The organism is Sphingomonas aerolata, from assembly GCF_023935825.1.
GTDB lineage: Bacteria > Pseudomonadota > Alphaproteobacteria > Sphingomonadales > Sphingomonadaceae > Sphingomonas > Sphingomonas aerolata.
The window spans coordinates 1,987,476-2,011,519 of the sequence record NZ_CP098762.1; the positions used below are offsets into that span (position 1 = coordinate 1,987,476).

The window sequence follows — 24,044 nt, forward strand, 5'->3', positions numbered from 1 at the left end:
GAACGCGACGACGGCAATCGCCCGGGAACGGCCCAGGCCGAATGCGGGCGCGGGCCGATACGCTGCCCGATCGCATTGACGCGGTTCGGGACAGATTGCAGGACCACCGGGCGGGCAGGAAAAGGGGCGGCTTTGTGCATCCAGCGGCAAACTTCGAGCTGATCATCCTGATGTTCCTGGTGGTGCTGGGGCTTCACTATCTGGCCCGGCGTCTGTCGCTGCCACCAGCAGCCGCGCTGATCGTCGGCGGATGCGCCGTCGCCTTCGTACCGGGTGTGCAAGGGATCGCGATCGATCCGGAGCTGGTCCTTGTCCTGTTTCTCCCACCCCTGCTGATGGACGGCGCGTGGTTCACCGCGGTCGCGCCATTCCGGCGGCACATGGCCGGCATTCTTTCGTTGGCGGTCGGCGCCGTCTTCTTCACCACGGCGGTCGTGGCGATCGTGACCAGGCTGCTGATGCCCGGACTGCCCTGGGCCGCCTGCGTCGCGCTGGGCGCGATCCTGTCGCCACCCGATGCGGTATCCGCGCGTGCCGTGTTGCAGCGGGTGACGCTCCCGCGCAGGCTGACCACGCTGCTCGAGGGCGAAAGCCTGCTCAACGATGCCGCGGGGCTGGTGCTGTTCCGTTTTGCGGTGGCGGCGGTGCTGACCGGCAGCTTCCATCTGGGGGCGGCGACCGGAACGTTTTTCGTGCTCGTGGCGGGCGGCATCGCGGTCGGCGCGGCGATCGGCGGGCTCTGGGTGGTTCTGCTCCGCCGGCTCGGCGATGATACGCTGATGATCGCAGCGACCGTGCTGGTCTGCTGGAGCGCCTATATCGCGGGCGAATTGCTGCACGTGTCCGGCGTCATTGCCGTCGTCACCGCGGGCCTTGTCTGCGGCTGGTATCAGCATGTCGTCTTCACCGCCCGCGTGCGCATCCGGGCGATGGCGTTCTGGCAGGTGCTGGTGTTCCTCCTCGAAGCCACCGTGTTCCTGCTTATCGGCCTGTCCTTGCGGGGGTTGCTGGACCGGGTCGGCGGGCTCGACATCGTCATAGACACGATGGCGCGGCCCGTGCTGCTGATCGTCCTGGCGGTCGTTGCCGCGCGGTTCCTGTGGATCTTCGCGGTCGATGCCGGCGTCGCCACCGGTCGCCGCATCGGGTGGACGCGACAGCACCCGCTCGGAACGCGGGCGGCGGTAGTGATGAGCTGGGCCGGGATGCGCGGCGTGGTGACGCTCGCGGTCGCGCTCTCGCTGCCCGAGGCGATGCCGGCGCGGGATCTGATGCTCGTCACCGCCTTTGTCGTGATCCTCGTGACCGTCCTGGTGCAGGGCACCTCGCTTGGCTGGGTCATCCGGACCCTGAAGCCGCACGACGACGGCAGCGCGCGACCGCCGCTCGATCTGCACGCGGCCGAGATGATGCTGTTCCAGGCGCAGTTGGGACTTGTCGAGCGCGAGGCGGTGGCGATCGACGGCACGGTCATCCACCCGCAGCTCCTAAGGCGCTACCGGACCCGTGCAACCGCAGCGGATGCGTTCGACGGTACGGTGGAGGAGCGCAACGTGGCGATCGCGAGCCATTTCGACGTCATCATCGCCGCGGTCGCGGCCGGCCGCGCCGAGCTGGTTCGCCTGCACCGTACCGGTCGTATCGATGACGAGACGCTCCATGATCTCGAGCATGATCTCGACCTCGAGGAGCTTGCCGCAGCGGCAGCGAAGGGATGAACGATTTCAGTTGCTCCGAGCCGCGATGACGAGGCGCGGACGTCGGCCGGATCAATAGGGCGGATCACGCCGCTCGCGCTGGGCGCGGGCGGCCTGCGTCCACCAGCCGAGATCGTCGGCGAAGCGTGGGAAGGCGCGTGTCAGGGCGGCGCCGCCGTCGCCCGCCGGTTCTCCGCTCGCATCGAAGGCGTGGCCGATCCCACCCACCGCGATCGTGCTGGACACGACCACCATGCCCATTTCGGACAGGATGCCGTGCCATGCGAGACCGGCACGCGCACCGGCGAAACGTCCGGCCGAATAGCTGACGATCGCCGCTGGCCGCCAGTACCATTCCTCCAGGAAGTGGTCGGTGAGGTTCTTGAGCCCGGGCTGCACGCCCCAGTTATACTCGCCGGCCACGAAGACGAAGGCGTCGGCCGTTCTGATCTTTTCTGCGAGTGCTTCCAGCGCGGGCGGCGCCTCGCCGCTGGGATGTTCCTTGTACATGCGGTCGAGCATGGGGAGGTCGACCGCCCTGGCGTCGATGAGCTCGGCCGATGCACCGCGTTCGGCGAAGGCGCGGACGAGCCACTCGGCGAGGCGAATGCCCTGCCGGTCGGACCGATAGGAGCCGTAGAAGATCAGAACCCGGTCGCGCATCGCGGCAATTCCTTGTGGAGCGTGTCGTGCAGAAGCACGGAGCGCGCCATCGCTCCGTGCCCTGCCGTGGATCAGCCTTCGATGAAGGCGAGCAGATCGGCGTTGATCTGATCGGCGTGGGTAACCGGCATGCCGTGGGGAAAGCCGGGGTAGGAGATGAGCTTGGCGTCCTTCACGATGTCGGCCGACATCTTGCCAGTGGTGGCGAACGGAACAACCTGGTCGTCCTCGCCGTGCAGCACGAGCGTCGGCACGTCGATCGCCTTGAGATCGTCGGTGAAGTCGGTCTCGGAGAAGGCCTTGATGCCGAACGTATGGGCGAGCGCCGAGCCCATCATGCCCTGGCGCCACCAGTTGAGCCGCACCGCCTCCTTCACCTTGGCGCCGTCGCGGTTGTAGCCGAAGAAGGGCAGCGTGAAGTCGTAGTAGAATTGCGAACGGTTCGTGGCAGTCTGCTCGCGCACCATGTCGAATACGTCCATCGGCACGCCGTCCGGGTTGGCATCGGTCTTGACCATGATCGGTGCGACCGCACTGACCAGCACGGCCTTTTTGACCCGACCGGGCTTGGCGCGCGCGACATAGCGGGCGACCTCGCCACCGCCGGTCGAGTGGCCGACATGGACGGCATCGCGCAGATCCAGCGCGTCGGTCAGCGCGATGACGTCGGCGACATAGGTGTCCATGTCGTGACCGCCCGCCGACTGGGTCGAACGGCCATGCCCGCGGCGGTCATGCGCGATGACACGATAGCCCTTCTGGACGAAGAACATCATCTGCGCGTCCCAGTCATCCGAGCTGAGCGGCCAGCCGTGGTGGAACATGACGACGGGCGCATCCGTGTTGCCCCAGTCCTTGTAGAAGATTTCGGTCTTGTCGACGGTGGTGACGAATGGCATTCGATGTCTCCTCGGGCTTGGTCGGGTACGCGGCACGCTACAGAGTGAAGGTGACAATCAGGCGGCGTCGACGAGGACGATCTCTCTATCCTTGATAGCGGTCATGCGCAGCATGGACTAGTCGGCAACGGCGGCGCCCTCTCGCCGATCGAGACGGGTGAAGTTGACCTCGATCGACCCGATTGCCGGTATCAAGTCGCTATGCTGGTCGGCGCCGACCAGATATTCGGCGATTGCCTTTAGCAGGGCCTGCACCGCGTCAGAATGCGCAGCCTCGCGCGCATCGCGACACCGACGCAATAGACGTTGGCGAGGCAGAATTCGTCGGTCGCGAATTTGGGAAGCACGCAGACGTCGGCGGCCGTCAGGCTTCGTCCCCGCCGGGCAGCTGTTTAATGTCGGGCGAATGTGCATGATTGGCCATGACCGCAGCGCATCGGCAACGCCTTGTTCGCTATCTGGGCATTTGGGCCGCATGGCTGGCTGTCGCGGTGGTGACGGCGTTCCAGACCTATGCCGCGGGTTTCGCGGGTGGGCCAAAGCTCGCGCTGGGGCAGGCATTGGTCAACGGGCTGATCTGGTATTCGGCCTGGGCAGCATTGACGCCCGGGGTCGTGAGCGTGGCGCGCGCGTTTGCCGACGAGCGGCGGCCGGGCAGGCTGCTGGCCATTCATCTGGTCTTCGGGCTCGTGTTCGCGGTGCTGCACGCGGCGCTCTACAGCGCGATCAACGCGATCTTCTATTTCCGCGCGCCCTGGGCGCCGTGGAGCAATGGGCTGCTAATCACGAAGCTGGCGACCAGCATCCATGTCCATCTGATGATCTACGCGCTGCTCGTCGCGATCGTTCTCGGCGCGCGCGCCTATCGGACGATGCGCGATCGCGAGGTCGCGGCGGCGCGGCTGGAGGCGCAGCTCGCAGAGGCGGAAACCGCGGCGCTGCGCGCGCAGCTGCAGCCGCACTTCCTGTTCAACACGCTCAACGCCATTTCCGCGCTGGTGCCCGACGATCCGATCGTCGCCCAGCGGCTGATCGCGCGGCTGGGCGATCTGCTACGGCTGTCGATCGATCAACGAAGGTCGCAGCACAGCGCGCTCGCCGATGAACTCGACTTTACCGACACCTATCTGGCGATCGAGGAAGCCCGGTTGGGCGAGCGACTGCGGATCGTCCGCGCCATCGCGCCCGGGTTGGAGACCGTCCAAGTGCCGGTGCTGCTGCTGCAGCCGCTGGTCGAGAACGCGGTGCGCCACGGGATTGCGCCGTTGATCGAAGGCGGCACGCTGACGATCGAGGCGAAGCCCGCAGGCGACATGCTGCGGATCAGCATCGCCGACAACGGCAAGGGCGCGGGCGCGATCCGCGAGGGCGTCGGGCTCGGCAACGCACGGCTGCGGTTGCGCCAGCTCCATGGCGAGCGCCAGTCGCTTGAGATCGACACGGCGCCGGGCGAGGGCTTCCGCGTCATCATCCTGGTGCCGCGGTGATCCGGACCCTGATCATCGACGACGAGCCGCTGGCACGCCGGGCGGTGCGCCAGTCGCTGGCCGGGTTCGGCGATTTCGAAGTGGTCGGCGAAGCGGGGCACGGGGCGGAAGCAGTGGCGGCAATCGGCACGCTGCGGCCCGACCTTGTGTTCCTCGACGTCCAGATGCCCGAGATGGACGGCTTCGGCGTGATCGAGGCGATCGGCGTGGATGCGATGCCGCTGACCGTTTTCGTGACGGCGTTCGATGTCTATGCGGTGCGCGCCTTTGAGGCGGAGGCGCTCGATTACCTGCTCAAGCCGTTCGACGACCAGCGCTTTGCCCGCGTTATCGAGCGGGTGCGGCGACACATCGACACGGGCGACGGCCAGCGCGGCGGCCAGCGCGACGGGATGCGATCGCTGCTCGGCGGGCAGGGCCGGCTAGTCGCGCGCGGCAATGGCGCGGCGCAACTGGTTCGGCTCGACGAGATCGACTGGATCAGTGCGGCGGGCGACTATGCCGAAGTCCATGCCGGCGGACGCAGCTTGCTGATCCACGAATCATTGACGTCGCTCGAGGCGCGGCTGCCCCATGCCGCGTTCGCGCGCATCCATCGCGCCGCGATCGTCCGGCTCGACCGATTGGTCGAAGTCCGGCCCGGCACCCATGGCGACGGCTCGGTGCGGCTGGCGTGCGGCGCGGAGCTCCGGTTCAGCCGTCGATATCGCGAGCCAATCGACGGCTACCTTACCCGCTGATCCCGCTTGGCGATCCGCCGGACCCGCCCGGCGAAAATCCATTGCCGGGAAACCCCGTTCCGGGCCCGTATGCCGCTCAACCAAAACAGGGGGTGGGCATGGGGTTGAGGCACAGGGCATATGCACCTTTCAGGTTTCCGACGGCGGTAATCGCGCTGGCGATCCTGTTCCACGCAAGCCCTTCATCGGCGCAACTCGCCAACCCCCGGGCCATGATCAAGCTCCACGCTGAAGGCCACCAGGCCCCGCGTGCGACGATCGCCGACATGGCGTGGATCGAGGGCCACTGGATCGGCGACATGCCCGATGGGCCGGTCGAGCATGTGCTTCTCAGTCCTCGCTTTGGGCAGCTTCCGGGCTTCGTCCGCGCGTTAGCTCCCCAGAACCTGGCCTTTTACGAGATCGGCGTGTTCGCCGAGATTGGAAATTCGCTGACTCTTCGGGTCAAGCACTTCACGCCGGAACTCGCCGGTTGGGAAGCGCAGGCGGCTTATATCGACCGTCCGCTGGTCGATCGCGGTTCGACCAGCTTCTACTTCGACGGCGCGACTTTCTCGCGAACCGGGCCGGATAGCTTCACGGTCTATTTCCTCAATCGCTCGGAGGGCCGGGAACGCGAGACACTCGTGATTCCCTTCCGGCGTACATCAGGCCCCACGCGGCAAAGCGATGGAGCGTCGTCATGAGCGGGCTACGCAAGCTTTACGCCGTTGCCTGTTGCTTGCTGGCGCTGTTCGTCGCTCCGGCGATGGCGCAGCCGCAGGGCCGGCTGGTTGTCAGCACGCTGCAATCGACCAGCTTCGCCGGCAGCAAGATCGGCATCTCGCCCGTTCGCAACCTCACGGTCTACCTGCCGCCGCGCTACGCCGAGCCGGGCAAGCGATTTCCCGTCCTCTACTTCCTCAACTATTTCTTCGAAGATCACCGCGAACCCTTCGCCAGCCACGGCGCAAAGGCGCTGCTGGATAAGGCGATCGCGCAGGGTGTGATCGGCGACGTCATCGTCGTGACCGCCGACTTCACGACCCCCGCGGGCAGCGCATGGTATGTGAATTCGCCGGCGACGGGCAATTGGGAAGACTTCATAATGCGCGAGCTGGTGCCGCACATCGATGCCACCTACCGCACGCTCGCCACCCGGGATTCGCGCGGGATCGCGGGGGACTGTCCGGGGGCGTATGGCGCGATCCGTTTCGGCATGCGCCATCCAGACATGTTCGGCGCGGTCTATGGCATGCAGCCGGTGGCGAGCGGCCCCAATATTCAGCCGACGCACAGCCGCCCGAACTTGGAACGCATGGCGCGCGCGACATCGCTCGACGATCTGCGGGACGACGGCTTCTCGCTGATCTTCACGTCGATCTATCAGGCCTTCTCGCCGAACCCGAACCGACCGCCGCTGTTCTTCGATCCACCGGCGCGGCGTGTCGACGGGCGCATCGTAGTGGACAGCGACCGTACGGCGCGTTTCAAACAGGGATTCGCGCTGACGGCTTTGCTCCCCGCTTATGCCGACAATCTCAAATCGCTGCGGGGCTTCAAGTTCGACTGGGGGCGTCAGGACACGCTGGTTGACCATGTCTATGGCGCGCAGGCCTTTTCCAATCTCCTCGCTGAATATGGTGTGCCGCACGAAGCCGAGGAACATGGTGGCGGCTTTCGTGACCGGCACTGGGGCGAGCAGGGGCGGTTCTACACCGATGTGCTGCCCTTCATCGCGCGGCACCTGTTGTTCGGACCTCCCGCGACGCCGACCGAACGCGTCAACGCCGCACACGCGAAGCTGCGTCAGGCGATGCTCGCCAATGATGCCGATGCTCGCGCCATGCTCTACCGCGCAGATGCGCGCTCGATGCCCGAATATCAGCCGGTGCTGATCGGCACGCGCCAGATCGCGGCCTATCACCGCGCGATGCGCGAGCGGCGGCGTGTGACCAGCTATGTGCCGGTGGCGAGCGAAGTCCTTGAGCTGGACGACACTTTGGTCGAGATCGGAACCTTCACGATCCGCTGGTCCGACCGCACCGACGAAGAGCGGGGAAAATACGCGCATGTCTGGGGCGTCGAGCGGGACGGCGGCCTCAGGCTCAAGGCCGACAGCTGGGGCTATTTCCGCCCGCTGGCCGATCCCGCGGGCTTCTTCACCGCGATCCCGGTGCCGTCGTCCTCGCCCATCCGGCTAGCCGCAGGCGATCGGTCCGTGGGCGAATTCCTGCGAGCCCATAACGACCGCGACGCCGAGGCCGTGCGGACCAAGGATGTCGAGGCGAAGCTCGTGGATTATACCGACGACGCCGTCTTCATGCCTTTCGCCGAAACGCCCAAATGCGGCATGGCCGAGATCCGCCCCTATCTGACCGCCTATACCGCAGCGGGAAGCGGCGCGACCTTCCGCGACGTGCGGGTCTGGACCCTGGCATTCGAAAATCACGGTGCGTGGGTGATTGAATATCCCAAATTCCGCGTCGAGTGGACCGCGGGGGGCCAGTCGGGCACCGTCAAGGGCGGGGGCATCCGGTTGTGGCAGCGTCAGGCTGGCGGCTCGCTCAAGCTGCATCGCCAGATCGGAACACACGACTATGTCGTCCCGTCCCGTTGAGGCGGCCCCCCGCTTGGTCCGGACCGGAAGCAGGCATTCCGCTATCAGCCTGAAATCGGAGTTCTTCGTTCGAGGCGGGCATCTACGAGCGTAGCGAGTCTCTCAGATCACGATGGGGCAAGGCTCAAGAAACGTGGTTTGCTTAAAGAGATTACGATTTCGCGTCATTTAACAATTATTTGCGGCGCTGTCGGCGAACGTAACCGGGCCTGAAGATTGGGCGCGCAAACGTTTTTTGGAATGTCCCGGAGGGGTGTCGTGATGGCCGTTGTTCAGGCGGGCACTCCTTGCGCTGCCGGCAGTGCAGTGATGTCAGATGATCCCGACCAGAGATTGACGCCGCCATCGTCGGCCGCGTTGTCGATCGCGGTAAGTTCGTCGGCGGAGAAGTCGAGCGTCTTCACCGAGTCCAGCGAGTCGTCGAGCTGTTCGACCGTGCGGGCGCCGATCAGCGCCGATGTGACGCGCGGGTCGCGCAAGACCCACGCGATCGCCATCTGGGCCAGGGTTTGTCCGCGCTCACCCGCGATATCGTTCAGGGTACGGATGGCAGCAAGGTTTCGATCCGTGAGCAAGGCCTGCGACAGCGACCCGTCACGGGTTGCTCGCGCATCCTGTGGAACGCCCCTGAGGTATTTATTCGTCAGCATGCCCTGCGCCAAGGGTGAGAAGGCAATGCAGCCGACGCCCAGCTCCTCCAGCGTCGCCAGCAGATCGCGCTCGATCCACCGGTTCAGGATCGAATAGCTGGGCTGGTGGATGAACAGCGGCACCTTTTCCGCGGCCAGAATCTCGGCCGCACGGCGGGTAAGCCCCGGCTCGTAGGAGGAGATGCCGACATATAGTGCCTTGCCCTGTCGATGGAGTTGCACCAGCGCGCCCATCGTCTCCTCGAGCGGGGTCGCGGCATCCACCCGGTGCGAATAGAAGATGTCGACATAGTCGAGGCCCATTCGCTTGAGGCTCTGGTCGCAGCTCGCAATCAGGTATTTTTTGGATGAACCGACATCGCCATACGGTCCGGGCCACATGTCCCAACCCGCCTTGGTCGAGATGATGAGTTCGTCGCGATGGGCCGCGAAATCGGAGGCGAGGATGCGACCGAAATTTTCTTCGGCCGAGCCATAGGGCGGGCCGTAATTGTTGGCGAGATCGAAGTGGGTCACGCCACGATCGAATGCCCGCCGCAGGATGGCTTGCCCCGTCTCGAACACATCCTGTCCGCCGAAGTTCTGCCACAGCCCCAGGCTGATTGCCGGCAGCCTCAGCCCGCTTCGGCCGGTGCGTCGATAGGGCATGCCGCTGTCATACCGGAGCGGGGACGCGACGTACGGACGGGGAAACGACATTAGTGACTCCTTGTGAACGTCTTCGGGGCGCAACGCGCTAACCGTTTCGGCGCAGCGTGCACCACTTTTTTGAACTGCCTCGATCGCGTTGGGCAGGTGCGCGATGCAGCGCTGCAGTTAGGCACGGAAGCTGGCCTAAAGCTGGCCTAGATCAGCCATTCGAAGGCACGTTTCAATCGTGCCGCACCACTGGTGTCGAACGGCCGACCATGAGCGAAGATCACCCGGTCAGGTCCGAGCGCCACGATCGCTCGCACCGCCTTTCGAGCGTCCGCGCCGCCTAGCCGTACTGGTAGCCGAAGGTATCGTGCGGTCGTGCCGTCCGTGGCGGCGGAGGCCTGCATCAATAGCCGCGTGACAGGCGGCAGCTTGTCAGGATCGAGGTTTTCGATGAGGTCGACGAGCACGAGCGTCCTAGTCTGCCGGTGAAAGAACCAAATCTCGTTAAAGCCAGCCCCTGCCGGCACCATGCCTTGATCGAGTGTGTCCGACCATTCGGCCGGGGCCGTGTCACCGAGTTCGGCATCGAACCGCACCGACGATGCGCGGACCTGTGCCCGGTCCCGCAGCCCTGGCGCAGCCCAGGTGGTCGCATCCGGGTAGGCCCGTTGCCAATCGGCAATGCAGGTCCAGTGCGCGATGTTGGGGGCAACGAGATGCCGTACCCGGCCCAGCGCTTCGACCGCCTTGGCCAGCGCGGCCGAATAGGGGGTCGGCGAATGCAGAAGCAGATCGCCATTTTCGAGGCGGACGATCGTCATGCGCACGGGCAGCGCTATCCCCATCGCGTTTATTGGTCCGCTGTCGACGATCCAGACACCCTCGGCAAAGACCTTCGGGACATCCAGTGGCGGGTAGGTCGCGCGATGCCGGGCTTGGGTATCGTCCGGGCGTCGATGACTGTCTGCCAACGTCCAAAATCCAACGGCGGCAACGCCGATGACACCCGCCGCGCCGGCGATCCGACGCCGTCTGCGCGCTTTCGAGGACGCCTGGTCGGCAAAGAAGCGTCGCATATCCGCCAGCAGAAGCCCGGGCTGTTCGAGCGCCGCGAAATGGCCGCCTGCCTCCATCTCGTTCCAGTGGACGATGTTGTAGGTCTTGCGTGCCTGCGAGCGCGGAGGAGGCGGGAAGACGGGATCGGGGAAGGCTGCGACGCCGGTCGGCACCTTGATACGGCTGCCTGCCGGAAGTTCGCCCGAACCCTCTAGCATGCGGCCGCGATACATCCAGGTGGACGTGATGAAGGACCCCTCGACGAGGTACAGCATGATGTTGGTGAGGAGCGTATCTTCGTCGAACGCCTGCCAGAGATCGGGCCGACCCTGTTCATCACGCGGCACGTCCGCCCAAGCGCCGAACTTTTCCAGAATCCAGGCGGCAACGCCGACGGGGCTGTCCGACATGGCAATGCCGAGCGTCTGCGGACGCGTGCCTTGCTCCTGTGCGTAGCCGGTTTCCTCTTTCGCCAGCGTAGCACGTCGGGCCGCCCAAGCGAGTTCGTCGGGCGTCTTCGGCGATATGTCTGCCGCCTGAAGGAGAACCATGTTGAGGTGCAGCGCGGCCACGGCTTCGGGATGATCGTGCGCCATCCAGCTTCCGATCGCCGCGCCCCAGTCACCACCTTGCACCAGATAGCGCGCATCACCGAAAAGCTCGGTCATCAGACCGTGCATCAACTCGCCCGTCCGGCGCGGTCCGATCGGCGCGGCAGGGCGACCGGAAAAGGCGTAGCCCGGAAGCGAGGGCACGACGACGTCATGGCCGTCGGCGACCAATGGCGCGATGAGCGCCTCGAATTCCATGAACGAGCCCGGCCATCCATGCAGCAGGAGCAGGGGAGGGCGCGAACCATCGCCCCGCGCATGAATGAAGTGAAGCTTTTCGCCCAGCACCTCCGTCGTGAACTGCGGTAGAGCATTCAGCCGACGTTCCTGTGCGCGCCAGTCGAACCGCATGCGCCAATGGTCCACGAGCCGCTTGAGGTCCGCAAGCCCGACCCCTGACGTCCAGCTTCCGGCGTCCGGCAGCGCGCCCCAGTCGAACGCTGCGACTTTGGCGTTGATGCCGGCGAGCCGCTCGTCGGGTACTGCAATCGTAAAGGGCTTTGCCATCTCGTGTCCTTGCGTTCCAAGGGCGCGCGCCCCGTCTCGAGCAACACCAACGCACGCACCTGCGTCGCGTTCAAATCGGCCGGCATTCCGTAGTGAGAGCACCTCTCGAAGCTCGAGCCCGATACGGTGAGATGGGTTCTGCGGCGCTCGTAGGACACCGCAGCGCTTTTAGAACGTTAAGCGGCTATGCATGATTACAGTCCAGCCCCTCCGACGCCACAGCGTCCTCTAGCCGACGCAGTGCGGCCAAGCACCCCGAGCATGGTCCAATGAGCGCGGATCACACACTCGCTGGACACCGGGTGGTGATCACCGGTGCATCGAGCGGTATTGGCGCGGCGACGGCGGTGGCCTTCGCGGCGGCGGGCGCACGGGTTGTCCTGGGTGCCCGCGGCAGGGAAGGGCTGGACGACGTCGCTAGCCGCTGTGCCGCGGCGGGCGGCAGCGCGATCGTCCGGCCCGTCGACTGTACCGATGCAGCCGCAGTGGCGGCATTCGCTGCCGAGGCCCGCGACCTGCTCGGTGGCATCGACCTGTGGTTCAGCTGCGAGGGCGTCGGCGTGCTCGGCCGGTACGAGGACGTGCCGATCGCAGACCATGCGCGCGTCGTCGACGTGAACCTCGTCGCTCACATGAATGATGTGCACGCGGTGCTGCCGATCTTCCTGGCGCAGGAACGCGGCACCTGGGTCAACATGATATCTGCTGGCGGCTTCGTCGCCACGCCGTATGCGGCGGCCTATTCGGCGAGCAAGTTCGGGTTGCGCGGGTTCAGTGCGGCACTCCGCGGCGAGGTGTCGAAGCGCCCGCACATCCATATATGCGACGTCTGTCCGACCTTCGTCGACACGCCCGGCGTCGACCACGCCGGCAACTATACGGGCGCACGGCTCGCGTTGCCGCCGGGTTCGCTTGCACCCGAGACGGTGGCGAAGGCCGTCGTGCGGCTCGCCACGCGACCCCGCAACCTCACCGCAGTCGGCGCGCCGGCGATCGCCTTCAAGCTGGGGGAGTTCGCAGCGCCGAACCTGCTGGCGGCGATCATGAGCGGCTTCCTCGACACCTGGTCAGCGCGCGCACCCGACGGTGACGACAGCGACGGGGTATTGTTCGAGCCCGGCGTCGCAGCCGGTCCGGATGGCGGCCGACGCGATCCGCACCGGGGGCGCAAGGTCGCGGCTGCAACGTCCGGTATCGCGGTGCTCGGCCTTGCGGGTATCGGCATCTGGCTCGGTCGTCGCCGGTGAGCGACAACGACCGCAATCCTTCACGCGCGCCCGGCCAGGAGAGCGTGTGGCGCTTTCCCCGCCCGGCCGTTGCCGAAGCGAGCGAGCGATGGATCCGCATAGAGCATCGCGGCGTCCTCGTCGCCGATACGCGCCGCGCTGTCCGCACACTTGAGACCAGTCATCCGCCCAGCTGGTACCTGCCGCCCGACGCTCTGAGCCCCGGCCTGCTTCGTCGTTCGGAGCGACGCTCGTTCTGCGAGTGGAAGGGCCACGCAGTCTACTGGCACCTGGCAATCGGCGGCGAAGTGCTGCGCGACGTGGCGTGGAGCTATCCGGAGCCGACGCCGGCCTTTGCCGTATTGCGCGACCATGTCGCCTTCTACGCCGGTCCGCTCGCTAGATGCACGGTGGACGGCGAGCAGGTGGTTCCGCAGCCCGGCGGGTTTTACGGCGGGTGGATCACGTCAGAGCTTGTCGGGCCGTTCAAGGGCATACCGGGCAGCATGGGATGGTGACGGCCGTTCTGCCTGCCGGTCTTCGCGACTGGCGAGAAGCGCCGCGCGTGCGGATGCTGAACGACCGCGCGGTGAACGCTAGCGGCCGATACGTCCTGTGCTGGCTGCAACAGGCGCTGCGGGCACGCGACAATCGGGTGATTGATGCGAGCATTCTGCTCGGCAACGCGCTCGGTTTGCCGGTCCTGGTGTACCACGGCGTGCGGGAGGATTATCCCTATGCCTCCGACCGGCTGCATCACTTTATCCTGGCGGCGAGCCGCGACCTTGGTACCGGGTGCACGAAGCGTGGTCTGGCCTGCGTTCACCACGTCGATCGGGCTGGGCACCGTGAAAAGGGTCTCGTGCACCGGCTTGGCGCCGATGCGGCGGCGATTGTGCTGGAGGACCAGCCGACCTTCGTCGCCCGCTGGCAGTCCGATAGGGTCGCTGCCCGCGCCGCCGCACCGGTCTACGCGGTCGAGGCTGCTTGTCTGGTGCCCCCGGCCGTTCTTGGCGACGACGTCCGTGGACGGTCGGGCTTTCTGCGACGCCACGAACCGGAGCGCCTCAACTGGGCCGAGACGGAGGCGGCGGTGCCGGAACAGCCCGCTTACGCCGGGACTCTGCCCTTCACGCCGGACAGGTTGAACACATGCGATCTCGACGCGCTGGTGACCAGTCTCGCGATCGATCATACGGTGCCGGTCAGCGACATGCACCCGGCCGGGCGGGGTGCGGCAGAGGAACGGCTGCGGCGGCTGCTGACCGAGGTGCTGCCCGGCTATGCCGCAGCGCGCAACGACGCCACGCGCGCGGACGGCGCCAGCGGATTGTCGCCCTATCTGCACTTTGGTGTGCTGGGCCCGCGCGAGGTGATGGCCGCGGTCGTCGCGGCTGATGCAGGTAGCAGGCACAAGGCAAAGTTCGCTGACGAGCTCCTCGGATGGCGCGAGTGGTTCCACTACCAGGCGCGGGATCTTGCCGCGCCGGAGCGCTACGACCGCGTCGCCGGCTGGGCAGTCGACACGCTTGCAGAGCATGCCGCCGATCCCCGACCCGAACTGGAGACGTTGAGCGCGATGCTTCACGGCGAAACGCGCGACGAGACATGGAATGCCTGCCAGAAGCAATTTCTCGTCGACGGCTGGATGCACAACAACCTGCGGATGTACTGGGGCAAACGCATCATCGCGATGACGCCCAGCCCGGAAGCGGCATGGTCTACCGCCTGCTATCTCAACGACCGGCTCAGCCTCGACGGTCGCGACCCGTCGACCTACGGTAACATCGCCGCGATGTTCGCCGGTTCGCCATCGGACCGCGAGCGACCGATCTACGGGCGCGTCTCGACACGCGGCGACGGCTCCACCCGGCGCAGGGACGGCGGCGAAGAATGGCTCGCCGCGGCAGCGTCAAGGGCGGTGCCGCGGGTATCGGTTCCGACAGAGGTGCCGGTCGATCCGTATCTCACCGGCGAGCCGACTGTCTGAGCGGTCGTTCGGCAGGGGGTGGCTTTGACCTGCAGATGCGGCCGAACAAACGCCTGCATTCCCGGCCTTTCCGTCACAGTTTCCCCTGCGTCACCACCGTGCCCGTCTTCAGAATGCCGATGATATGCTGCTTCACCCGTCCATTCCGGGTGCGGATCCCGGTTCCAAATCGAGGGGAAAAACGGGGCGCGTCTCATCCGGCGCCCGCTGGCTTTCTCTCGCATTGGTTTGTCAGGATCGCGGATAGTCGATCGCCGAAAGTCGGAGCCGCCCGACCCGACCGAGCCTGCGTCCCACGAAAAAACGGGGCGGCCGTGCGCCGCCCCAAGGGGGGGTGTTAGCGACCAATGTACCGGTCGATCGAGGGTGTCCGATCGGCACGCTGCTCGTTATTTGCGTTTTCCCCGTATCTGTTCGATCACGTCCGCAGCAGCATAGATTGTCGGCTGCACGTTGAGTCCTGGGAATGTAGCCTGGTCGCCCGATCCCATCTGGATCACGACCGTGGTCTGTGCAGACTGGCTCGGACGCCAGCGTTCCAACACCTGGTAGGGAACGTCACCGCCGCCAAAACCACCCGTCGTAGGGCCATTCGGTACGGCGGCATCGGCCACCCCTGGAGGGCTGCCCGCCTGACTGGCCGAACCCACCGAAGCGCTGGCGCCGGTCCCTGTAGAAAAGCTTGGGCCAGTTTTGTCGCGCAGGTCGGAGCCACCGGCAGCAAGGTCGCGCGTCTCGGCCTTGATGACGGCGAACCACTCCTTACCGGCATCCTGGGTGAGTTCCGCCGCCCGCAACATGGCGAATTTCGCGACATCATCGGGCTTTGCGCCCTTCGCGCCGGTGTAGACGATGGTCACCCTGCCGTCAGTGCCAACGGACGACTGATAACCAACGTCACTTGCCGCCTTCGCGGCCTTATACCCCTTTTGCGCAGCAGCCGGGGTGCAGATCAGCGCCGCTATTATCAGGACTGCATATTTCATCATGCCCTCCATCACGAAAGGAGATCGGGACGGTTTCGACCGTCCCGATCGCATAGCTTCAATACTGCAACAGGATGCCGAAGACGATTCGCCGATCGTTCAGGAAACTGAACCGATCATACAATTGCCCGCTCTGATCGATTTGCACGCGCGCCTTGCTCTTCGTGTCGAGGATGTTGGCAACCGATGTGCGCAGCGTCAGGGGGCCGATCCTGTATCGAACCGAAGCGTCAAGGAACCCGGCCGCTGAGTTATAGACGGGGTTGCCCGTCACATAGTCGCGGTAGGTCGTGAGGTATTTCGAGCGCCAGTTATACGCCAGACGCATCTCGAGCGCGGAGTCCTGATAGATTCCGACCACGTTGAGGATGTGATCGGATTGTCCGAGAAGATCATCGACGCCGAACCGGAAGAAGGTCGTCTGGTCATCGACATTCCCGTCGCCATCACTGTCGACGCCGTTCGCAGGCGGTGTCGTCGACGAGTCGATATAGGTATAGTTCCCCTGGAAGCCGAGATGGCTCAGCACCCCCGGCAACTTGTCGAAGAACTGCTGGTAGCTGACCTCGATGCCTTTGACCTTGGCCTTGGCCTGATTCACCTGCCCGTTGTAGATGATATTGACCGTCTGCCCATCGAGCGTCGTTGTTCCCAACGCCAGATCGCCATTCGTGACGATATTCGACAAGCTCTTGTAGAACCCGGCGACGGAGAAATATCCCCCGCGGAAATAGCGCTCGATCGAGAGATCGAAGCTGTCGGCCGTGGTCGGTCGCAGCAGCGGATTTCCGCGATTTACGCGGATGTCGCCTGCCGTGATGTTCTGGGCACCACGATCAATGCCGAATAACGGGTCATTCTCATCGGTGATCGGCGGGAAGTTTACGCGGTTCGTGGTCACGACATATTCCTGCGACGCGCGCAGGTCCTGTACGTTCGGCCGGCTCAGCCCCTTGCTGTACGCGAACCGCACGAGTTGCTGCGAGTCGACATTCCAGCGCAGGTTGAAGGACGGAAGCCAGTTCTCGTTGGTCTGCTTGAAGCTGATCGGTACAGCCGCCTGAGCCCCGTACGCGATTGACTGGGGCAGGAAGTCCGCGGGATCGTCGCGGCTCTCCGCATCATCGGTTCTGGTCCGCTCAAGAACCCCGTCGCCATCGGTGTCGGCAAACGCGGGTGTCTGGGCATCGGCCACGAATGGCCGGAACGCCTGGAACCCGGTCGATCGCAATTTGGTGCGGACGTATCGGACGCCGAAGTTTGCGGCGATCGACATGCCGTTGTCGAACTCGTGCTTGAGATCAAGGCGAGCGTACGCGTTCGCCGTCTGCTCCGTGATATTGGACGTGTCCTCGGGGCGGAATATGGGGACCCCGAATTTACTGCCGTCGTCCGTACCCCTGGGCACCCAGTTGTAATTGCCGTTGGCCAGCTGCGGCTCTGCGTTCAGATATTTGCGGAATGCGGAATAGTCGTTGAGAAGTGCGGAGTTCGCAAAGACGAAGGTCTGGTTCGGCCCTTCGACCACGCCGCCCCGGAAGAAGTTGGCGAAGCTAATGGCTTCTGCAGCCTTGGTGGGCTCCTGAAAGGTGCCGACCACGCCGTAACCGCCGCGACCATCCCATGCAGGCGAAATGGCACCCCAGTTCAGCGCCATTTCCGAGTTCGTCTGGCTCCGCTCGGAGTAGCGACCGCCGAATTTGACGCTGTCGAACCAGCCGGCAAGGCCGTCACTCCCCGACACGTCGTACGCGGTATCGGCACGGAAGGCGTAGAGATCGCCCTTGCCGACCTGGAACTGGTCGGCCGCAAATTGCCAGGTCGCGCCGTTCAGATCGCCGGACGATGTCGGCGACGCGAGCGGATTGGCATCGCTGTCACCGCTGAAGCGCGTATTGCCCGGATTGAAGCGATGGGCCGGGTTGACCGAAAAGGCGATCCGCGGGTTATCGAGATCGGGCGCAATCTGCCAGTCGAGATAGGTGTTGAAGCCGCCCCAGATCTGACGCTGCCGTGCGCTTGCCTTGGTATATTGCCCGTCGACCGTCACCAGCAGGCGTTCGGTCGGCTGCCACCGCAGATTGAGGCTGAAATCCTCGGTCTTGCTTTCTTCCGTCCTGCCGATGCCGAGCGATCCGACCGGCGATCCGACCGCGCCCGTCCAGGCATCGATCCTGTTCGTGACGAAACCCGACTCCATCAGACCGCCGCGGATCGGGATCAGCGTCTCGCAGTCGCCCGGGTTCGAGGGGAAGCCGCCCGCGCCGCTGCACATCGCGACACCGTCGGACCCGAAACCAGGCTTCACGCTGAGGTTGCTGATCCCCGCCGTCGTGCCCGTATCGTGCTCGGGGAACCACTCGAACGTCCGCTCGATGCTGTCCGTGTCCTCCTCAACCCGGATATACTTGGCCGTGAGTTGCAGCGTGTCATTCTTCCACTGCAGTGCGCCGTAATAGCTTCGACGATCACGATCGACATCGTTCGTACGCAACTGAAATCCCGGCGTCGTACCAAGGATGCGTGACGGATCGACGCCGGTGAACTCGGACAGCTTCGCCGCGCCGGTCAGGCTTGTCTGCGGAACATTGCCGGTTGCGTCGAGCACGCGTGGAAACGGCGAATTCTGCTGCCAGCCGTTGATACGCGAACTCAGCTTTGACCGTGAAACCGACGCTACCACGCCGAATTCGCCGATCCCCGTCTTCCATCTGCTGCCGCCCGTGATGCTGCCCGACGGCGACGACTTTTTGCGAAGGTCGGTGTAGGTATTGTCCGCCGAGATCGCCAGAAACGGCTTCTGGCGATCGAACGGTTCCAGGGTGCGCAGGTTGATCGTGCCGCTGATGCCGCCCTCGATGAGATCGGCCGTCTGGTTCTTGTACACATCGACTGCGCCGATAAGCTCGGGCGGAATACTCGAAAAATCGAGCACGCGCCCGCCATTGGCGCTGAACGCGTCGCGCCCGTTGAACTCGGAGCGGACAAAGCCCAGGCCGCGGATCAGGTTGCCCTGGCCTTCGGGTGAGGGGAAGTCGGGTGACGCGCCGCCGGTCGCGAACCGCGAGATCGTCACGCCCGGGACGCGCCCGAGCGCCTCTGCCACCGACAGATCGGGCAAGGTGGCGATGTCGGAGGCTGTGATCGAGTCGACGACCGTGTCGGCGTTGCGCTTGATGTCTTTCGCGCTTTCGAGTGCGGCGCGGATGCCCCTTACGACGATGTCCTCGGTCGTCGTCTCGTCGAGCTCGGTCGTCTGAGGCGCGGTCGCCGGGTCGGTATCCGGCAAACCGGATTTCGGCGGCGAGGTCTGCTCGTTTGCCGGTGACGAAACCGTCTGGGCCATGGCTGGTGACCCGATCAACGCTATCGAGAGCGCCGAAGTTGAAAGCAGAAAGCGCTTGGTCGAGCTTGATAACGCCGGAAAAACCGAATTTTGCATCACAGCATCCCCTCTTTGTCCGGTTTGTTCCGGGCTTCCTCCTCACCTGCGCCAGCTTCTGAGTGATTTAAGCTTTTGAGCTCTTCATCACGACCGGTCGTCAAATGTAAGAGTAAAGCTACGTCCGCTTTCTGCGACAATCAAGGCCTGAATATTGGACAGAAGGCTTGTCATTCTAATCACTTGCTGTCGCGTACAACCGCGCTTGCCTTCCCGCCCTCAGGCTTTAATCAAGCGTAAGGCGCCAATAGGCGCGGGGAACAGGAGGGGCAGCGGCGATGCCATATTGTGGTGCACCCGCAAGATACGTGGTGGACGTTCGTGGCAGAACAGTCTGACATTAGCAGCATCTGCATTGTCGGCGGCGGCACCGCAGGATGGATGGCCGCGGCCGCCCTGGCGGCCAAGCTGGCGGGGCTCCCGATAGCGATCACCTTGGTCGAGTCGGACGAGATCGGCACCGTGGGCGTTGGCGAAGCGACGCTGCCGCATATTCGAGCATTCAACCTCGCGCTCGGCATCGACGAAGCGGAAATGATGCGGGCGACGGAGGCCACCTACAAGCTGGGCATCGAGTTTTGCGACTGGGGCCGCCGCGGCGATCGATATATTCACCCGTTCGGTGATTTCGGGCCGACGACCAACGACGTACCGTTCTATCAATACTGGCTGAAGCTGCGCCAATCGGGAGACCGGAGCCGGATCGACGAATATAGTTACCCGGTCATCGCCGCGGAGCAGGGCCGCTTTCGACGGCCCTCTGGTGACCTGGACGCCGTCGAGTCGACATTCGGTTATGCCTATCAGTTCGACGCGGGGCTCTATGCGCGATTTCTCCGAGGCTTTGCCGAGAAAAGGGGGGTGTCGCGCACCGAGGGGAGGGTGGTCAGGGTCGTACAGGACGGTGAAACCGGCTTTGTGCGCGATGTCGTGCTGACGAACGGCACGACGATATCCGCCGACCTGTTCATCGACTGCTCCGGATTTCGTGGACTGCTGATCGAGACCGCCCTGCAGAGCGGCTATGACGATTGGAGCGCATGGCTGCCGTGCAATCGGGCGATTGCGGTCCCGACGCAGAGCAATGGCGCGCTGCGCCCGTTCACCCGGGCGACCGCACGCACCGCTGGGTGGCAGTGGCGGATCCCACTGCAACACCGTGTCGGCAACGGCCATGTCTATTGCAGCAGCTTCATTTCCGATGACGAGGCACATGATCAGCTCGTTGCGGGGCTTGACGCACCGATGCAGGCAGAGCCGCGCCGACTGTCGTTCACGACGGGTCGGCGGCGCGAGTTCTGGAAAAAGAACGTCGTGGCGATCGGGCTGGCAGGCGGCTTCCTCGAGCCGCTCGAGTCGACGTCGATCAACCTGATCCAGGATGGCATCACCGAACTGCTCGCGGTCTTCCCGGACAAGGGATTCGCGGCGCGCGACATCGCGGAATATAACCGCCGCATAGGCCTCCACTATGAGCGCATTCGCGACTTCCTGCTGCTGCATTATGTCGCGACGCAACGCGACGACAGTGAGATGTGGCGGCATTTCCGAAATCTCCGCTTGCCCGACAGTCTATCCGAGCGGATCGACGCGTGGCGTAGCCGCGGTCACCTGATCCAATACGAATTCGGCCTTTTCCTGTCGCCGAGCTGGGTCGCGGTGTTCCTGGGTCAGAATCTCGTTCCCGACCGGCATGATCCGCGCGTCGAGAACATGAGCGTCGATGCTCTGACGGCCAAAGCATCGGACGTGCGCGCGAAGGTCGATGCTGCGGTACAGCGGACACCCGATCATACCGTCTTTATCCGGGAAAGCGGAGGAGCGGCGCGTTTGGCCGTTGCCGGGACTTGATCGACGGACCGGGCGCATCCGCTGCGTTTACCTCGGGCAACGGCGTCAGCCACGTCATGGTCTGCGGTGGAGGACTTGCCGCCTGGATGACGGTCGCGACGCTTGCGCGCCAGCTGCCGGACACCGTGCGGATCACGCTTGCTGAGATCGATAGCGATCACCGGCGCACCGACCTTTTCTACGGCACCATCTCCGGTCCAGGCAGCTATGCGTTCAATCTGGCGGCCGGTGTCACCGAACCGGCTCTCGTACTTGGCAGTTCCGCCGCCTTTTCCTGGGGCAGCAGATATGTGCACTGGGCCGAGGGCGGGCGATCCTGGATCCAGTGCTTCAACCTGGCGCTGCCGGTGATCGACGGCGTCCTGATGCACCAGTATCTGGTACAGCAGGGCATGACGCGGCTCGATCCGTTTCTTCTCGGTGCCGTCGCGGGAAGTTGGGGCACGTTTGCGCATCCCCCGCGATCACCTGGTGCTGCCGGTCAGCAGCCACTGGCGCGTGCCGAATATGGCTACCATTTCGACCCTGCAAGCCACGCCCGGTGTTTTGCCGCCGCCGTACCGCCTGGCCGCATCCACCATCTGAAGGGGGCGCTGACCCGGGTCGCGGTGGGCGACGGAGCGATCACCGGCATCGCGCTCGATGGTGCCGAATTGGTGACGGCCGACCTGTATCTCGATTGCAGCGGACCGTCGGCCGAACTCCTGTCCCGGCTCGATCCCGCGTGGCGGGGTGGGCGGGCGCTTCAGATTTCCGCAGACGACGTGGCCGAGGCCCGGCTCGGCCCGCCCGTTCGCACTGTTTCGTTTCACGACCAGGGCTGGGCGGCACAGACCCCGCTGCGCGGATGGACGCGATCGCTCACGGTCTCCGATGCAACTGCGTCGTGCAACACGATAGGCGAGGTGAGCACGTCTGCGACGCTCGGGCGGCGCCGACGGGCTTGGGCGAAGAACTGTGTCGGTATCGGGCACGCGGCCGGCATCGTCGAGCCCCTCACGCCGGCGCCCATGATGCTGCTCGAACGCGACGTCGAGCGGTTGATGACGCTGATCCCCGTTTCGACTGCGTCGATGACCGTCGAGGAACGCGAATATAACCGCAGGCATGGCGAGGATCACGATCATGCGATGCGCTTCACCCGCGCGCTTCTCGAAACGTCCGCCCTGCCGGACAGCGATTTCTGGCGCGCGGCGCGCGACACGCCGGACGCGGAACTTGAGCACAAGCTCGCGATGTTCGCCGAACGCGGGTTGCTCGTCTCCTACGATCTCGAACCCTTTCATCCCGAGGACTGGCTGATCATGCACTTCGGTATCGGCCGACGTCCGCGACGCCATGATCGTCTGGCGGACCGCGCCGACGCGAAACGGGTACGCCGCTATCTCGACGATGCGGCACAGCTTGTCGCGAATGCCGCTGCCGCGTTGCCGTCGAACCACGTCTATATGACGCAGCTGGAACGCTATCTCCGCCAGGATCCACGAAAATGACGCAGGCCCCCCTAGGATCCATCGTCATCGTCGGCGGCGGCTCGGCCGGCTGGATGACCGCCGCCGCGCTTTCCAGCCTTGTCGAAAGCAAGGACGTGTCCATCACGGTCATCGAGTCCGATGCGATCGGCACCGTTGGTGTCGGAGAGGCCACCATTCCGGACATGCTGGTCTTCAACCAGATGCTCGGCATCAGCGAAGCCGAGTTCATGCGTGCCACCGAGGCGACGTTCAAACTCGGGATCGAGTTCGTCGACTGGGGACACAAGGGCGACCGCTACATTCACCCCTTTGGCCAGCACGGTGTCGACATGGAGGGGATCGACTTCCACCAATATTGGCTGCGCCTGAACAGGGATGGCGGCACTGCACCGATCGAGGACTACAGCCTCTCCGCGGTCGCCGCCGGCGCGGGTCGCTTCGCGCTGCCCGACCCGAACCCGCGATCGGTATTCTCGCACCTCCGCTACGCCTATCACTTCGATGCGACGCTGTATGCGCGGTTCCTCCGGGGTTACGCCGAGAAGCGGGGCGTCAAGCGTATCGAGGGTGTAGTGAACGCGGTTCACCGGACCGCGCAGGGCGACGGCATCGCCGCCGTGACGATGGACTCGGGTGCGCAGATCAAGGGCGACTTTTTCTTCGACTGCACGGGATTTAGAGCGCTGCTGATCGGGCAGACGCTGGACATCGATTTCGTCGACTGGAGCGCCTGGCTGCCGTGCGACAGCGCGCTGGCGGTGCCGAGCGCACATGTCGGACCGCCCCCGCCCTATACCCGGTCCACGGCGCGCCCCGCCGGTTGGCAGTGGCGGATCCCGACGCAACGCCGCGTGGGCAATGGCCATATCTACAGCCGCAGCTTCATGGACGATGACGAAGCGGAGCGGGTCCTGCGCAAGGGGGTCGAGGGCGCGCTTCTCGCAGTGCCCCGCTCGATCCGTTTCAAGGCGGGGCATCGGCGGCAGTTCTGGCGCGGCAATTGTATCGCGATCGGGCTTGCCGCTGGTTTTCTGGAGCCGCTTGAGTCGACGTCGCTGTATCTGATCCAGGAAGGAATCAGCCGCTTCATCTCGCTGTTTCCCAACGGGGATATGCCCGATATACTCCGAGTAGAATATAATCGTTACATGCAGAAGAAATTCGAGCAGGTGCGCGACTTTATCGTGCTGCACTATGTCGCGACGAACAGGGACGATACGCCGTTCTGGCGTTATTGCCGGAGCATGAGCGTGCCGGACAGCCTCCAGCACAAGATGGAGCTGTTCCGCGAAACGGGGCGCATCTTCCGCTATGATGACGAGCTTTTTGCCCGCCCGAGCTGGGTGGCGGTGATGCTGGGCCAGGGAATCATGCCCAAACGATGCGATCCGATCGTCGCGGCGCTGCCCGCGCGCGACGTGGCGAACAGCCTGCAGTCCATGGCGTCGGCGATGAAGGACGCTGCATCGCGCATGCCGACACATGCTAGCTTCATCGCGTCCTACTGCGCCGCGACGGAGGGCTGA

The 24,044-nt window shown here is 64.7% G+C and carries 19 protein-coding genes; 12 read left to right on the top strand and 7 right to left on the bottom strand.

Annotated elements, in window-relative coordinates:
• The first annotated feature begins 134 nt into the window (after positions 1–134).
• Complete coding sequence (locus NEF64_RS09195; protein WP_252574887.1) at positions 135–1,718, top strand: Na+/H+ antiporter; 1,584 nt, start codon at positions 135–137, stop codon at positions 1,716–1,718.
• A gap of 51 nt (positions 1,719–1,769) precedes the next feature.
• On the opposite strand, the gene NEF64_RS09200 is transcribed toward NEF64_RS09195, so the two are convergent.
• From NEF64_RS09200 to NEF64_RS09210, 3 genes are all read right to left on the bottom strand, one after another.
• On the bottom strand, positions 1,770–2,360 hold the full coding sequence (locus NEF64_RS09200; RefSeq protein WP_252574889.1) for an NADPH-dependent FMN reductase: 591 nt from the start codon (positions 2,358–2,360) through the stop codon (positions 1,770–1,772).
• Positions 2,361–2,431: 71 nt separating this feature from the next.
• The gene (locus tag NEF64_RS09205; RefSeq protein WP_252574891.1) at positions 2,432–3,259 is read right to left on the bottom strand and encodes an alpha/beta fold hydrolase; all 828 of its coding nucleotides are present in this window, start codon (positions 3,257–3,259) and stop codon (positions 2,432–2,434) included.
• 117 nt (positions 3,260–3,376) lie between these two features.
• Entirely contained in the window at positions 3,377–3,514 is a 138-nt protein-coding gene (locus NEF64_RS09210; protein WP_156360526.1) for a hypothetical protein, read from the bottom strand.
• A gap of 167 nt (positions 3,515–3,681) precedes the next feature.
• Here NEF64_RS09210 and NEF64_RS09215 point away from each other — a divergent pair, with 167 nt between their 5' ends.
• The 4 genes from NEF64_RS09215 to NEF64_RS09230 all read left to right on the top strand — a co-directional run bounded on the left by NEF64_RS09215 (position 3,682) and on the right by NEF64_RS09230 (position 8,085).
• Entirely contained in the window at positions 3,682–4,746 is a 1,065-nt protein-coding gene (locus tag NEF64_RS09215; protein WP_252574893.1) for a sensor histidine kinase, read from the top strand.
• A complete protein-coding gene (locus NEF64_RS09220) occupies positions 4,743–5,486 on the top strand; it encodes a LytR/AlgR family response regulator transcription factor (RefSeq protein ID WP_056409831.1) in 744 nt (247 codons plus the stop codon). The genes NEF64_RS09215 and NEF64_RS09220 overlap by 4 nt, the downstream gene beginning before the upstream one ends.
• A gap of 212 nt (positions 5,487–5,698) precedes the next feature.
• On the top strand, positions 5,699–6,172 hold the full coding sequence (locus NEF64_RS09225; protein WP_252574895.1) for a DUF6265 family protein: 474 nt from the start codon (positions 5,699–5,701) through the stop codon (positions 6,170–6,172).
• The gene (locus tag NEF64_RS09230; protein WP_252574897.1) at positions 6,169–8,085 is read left to right on the top strand and encodes an alpha/beta hydrolase-fold protein; all 1,917 of its coding nucleotides are present in this window, start codon (positions 6,169–6,171) and stop codon (positions 8,083–8,085) included. Before NEF64_RS09225 ends, NEF64_RS09230 begins: the two co-directional genes overlap by 4 nt.
• A gap of 272 nt (positions 8,086–8,357) precedes the next feature.
• Here NEF64_RS09230 and mgrA read toward each other — a convergent pair whose 3' ends face one another.
• Both mgrA and NEF64_RS09240 read right to left on the bottom strand, forming a co-directional pair.
• Entirely contained in the window at positions 8,358–9,434 is a 1,077-nt protein-coding gene (gene mgrA / locus NEF64_RS09235) for an L-glyceraldehyde 3-phosphate reductase (RefSeq protein ID WP_056409825.1), read from the bottom strand.
• Between the two features lie 146 nt (positions 9,435–9,580).
• Positions 9,581–11,548 carry an alpha/beta fold hydrolase gene (locus tag NEF64_RS09240; RefSeq protein ID WP_082447105.1) on the bottom strand — a complete coding sequence of 656 codons (1,968 nt, stop codon included), beginning with the start codon at positions 11,546–11,548 and terminating at the stop codon, positions 9,581–9,583.
• A gap of 269 nt (positions 11,549–11,817) precedes the next feature.
• Here NEF64_RS09240 and NEF64_RS09245 point away from each other — a divergent pair, with 269 nt between their 5' ends.
• Genes NEF64_RS09245 through NEF64_RS09255 form a run of 3 tightly spaced genes read left to right on the top strand, consistent with a single transcriptional unit; the run spans position 11,818 to position 14,764 of the window.
• Positions 11,818–12,795 (top strand): SDR family oxidoreductase, encoded by a 978-nt coding sequence (locus NEF64_RS09245; RefSeq protein ID WP_056409822.1) that lies wholly within the window; start codon positions 11,818–11,820, stop codon positions 12,793–12,795.
• Positions 12,792–13,292 (top strand): DUF427 domain-containing protein, encoded by a 501-nt coding sequence (locus NEF64_RS09250; RefSeq protein ID WP_252573649.1) that lies wholly within the window; start codon positions 12,792–12,794, stop codon positions 13,290–13,292. Before NEF64_RS09245 ends, NEF64_RS09250 begins: the two co-directional genes overlap by 4 nt.
• Complete coding sequence (locus tag NEF64_RS09255) at positions 13,286–14,764, top strand: deoxyribodipyrimidine photo-lyase (RefSeq protein ID WP_056409816.1); 1,479 nt, start codon at positions 13,286–13,288, stop codon at positions 14,762–14,764. The genes NEF64_RS09250 and NEF64_RS09255 overlap by 7 nt, the downstream gene beginning before the upstream one ends.
• 389 nt (positions 14,765–15,153) lie before the next feature.
• Here the strand turns inward: NEF64_RS09255 and NEF64_RS09260 are convergent, their stop codons facing one another.
• Together NEF64_RS09260 and NEF64_RS09265 are read right to left on the bottom strand one after the other, a co-directional pair.
• Positions 15,154–15,753 (bottom strand): CC0125/CC1285 family lipoprotein, encoded by a 600-nt coding sequence (locus tag NEF64_RS09260; protein WP_235516570.1) that lies wholly within the window; start codon positions 15,751–15,753, stop codon positions 15,154–15,156.
• A 55-nt stretch (positions 15,754–15,808) separates the two neighbouring features.
• Entirely contained in the window at positions 15,809–19,096 is a 3,288-nt protein-coding gene (locus tag NEF64_RS09265) for a TonB-dependent receptor (RefSeq protein WP_056409810.1), read from the bottom strand.
• On the opposite strand from NEF64_RS09265, the gene NEF64_RS09270 reads away from it, so the two are divergent.
• The 4 genes from NEF64_RS09270 (at position 19,095) to NEF64_RS09285 (ending at position 24,044) form a co-directional block, all read left to right on the top strand.
• Complete coding sequence (locus tag NEF64_RS09270; protein ID WP_197975285.1) at positions 19,095–19,271, top strand: hypothetical protein; 177 nt, start codon at positions 19,095–19,097, stop codon at positions 19,269–19,271. The two genes, NEF64_RS09265 and NEF64_RS09270, sit on opposite strands and share 2 nt — an antisense overlap.
• Positions 19,272–19,513: 242 nt before the next feature.
• Complete coding sequence (locus tag NEF64_RS09275) at positions 19,514–21,043, top strand: tryptophan halogenase family protein (RefSeq protein WP_082447103.1); 1,530 nt, start codon at positions 19,514–19,516, stop codon at positions 21,041–21,043.
• On the top strand, positions 21,040–22,536 hold the full coding sequence (locus tag NEF64_RS09280; RefSeq protein ID WP_056409804.1) for a tryptophan 7-halogenase: 1,497 nt from the start codon (positions 21,040–21,042) through the stop codon (positions 22,534–22,536). Before NEF64_RS09275 ends, NEF64_RS09280 begins: the two co-directional genes overlap by 4 nt.
• Positions 22,533–24,044, top strand: coding sequence for a tryptophan halogenase family protein (locus tag NEF64_RS09285; protein ID WP_056409802.1), 1,512 nt, complete (start codon positions 22,533–22,535; stop codon positions 24,042–24,044). The genes NEF64_RS09280 and NEF64_RS09285 overlap by 4 nt, the downstream gene beginning before the upstream one ends.

Excerpts from the sequence above, each read along its gene's own strand:
- NEF64_RS09200 (WP_252574889.1), bottom strand. The coding sequence starts at position 2,360 with ATGCGCGACCGGGTTCTGATCTTCTACGGCTCCTATCGGTCCGACCGG.
- NEF64_RS09205 (WP_252574891.1), bottom strand. The coding sequence starts at position 3,259 with ATGCCATTCGTCACCACCGTCGACAAGACCGAAATCTTCTACAAGGAC.
- NEF64_RS09215 (WP_252574893.1), top strand. The coding sequence starts at position 3,682 with ATGACCGCAGCGCATCGGCAACGCCTTGTTCGCTATCTGGGCATTTGG.
- NEF64_RS09225 (WP_252574895.1), top strand. The coding sequence starts at position 5,699 with ATGATCAAGCTCCACGCTGAAGGCCACCAGGCCCCGCGTGCGACGATC.
- NEF64_RS09230 (WP_252574897.1), top strand. The coding sequence starts at position 6,169 with ATGAGCGGGCTACGCAAGCTTTACGCCGTTGCCTGTTGCTTGCTGGCG.
- mgrA (WP_056409825.1), bottom strand. The coding sequence starts at position 9,434 with ATGTCGTTTCCCCGTCCGTACGTCGCGTCCCCGCTCCGGTATGACAGC.
- NEF64_RS09240 (WP_082447105.1), bottom strand. The coding sequence starts at position 11,548 with ATGGCAAAGCCCTTTACGATTGCAGTACCCGACGAGCGGCTCGCCGGC.
- NEF64_RS09245 (WP_056409822.1), top strand. The coding sequence starts at position 11,818 with ATGAGCGCGGATCACACACTCGCTGGACACCGGGTGGTGATCACCGGT.
- NEF64_RS09255 (WP_056409816.1), top strand. The coding sequence starts at position 13,286 with ATGGTGACGGCCGTTCTGCCTGCCGGTCTTCGCGACTGGCGAGAAGCG.
- NEF64_RS09260 (WP_235516570.1), bottom strand. The coding sequence starts at position 15,753 with ATGATGAAATATGCAGTCCTGATAATAGCGGCGCTGATCTGCACCCCG.
- NEF64_RS09270 (WP_197975285.1), top strand. The coding sequence starts at position 19,095 with ATGGCTGGTGACCCGATCAACGCTATCGAGAGCGCCGAAGTTGAAAGC.
- NEF64_RS09265 (WP_056409810.1), bottom strand. The coding sequence starts at position 19,096 with ATGGCCCAGACGGTTTCGTCACCGGCAAACGAGCAGACCTCGCCGCCG.
- NEF64_RS09285 (WP_056409802.1), top strand. The coding sequence starts at position 22,533 with ATGACGCAGGCCCCCCTAGGATCCATCGTCATCGTCGGCGGCGGCTCG.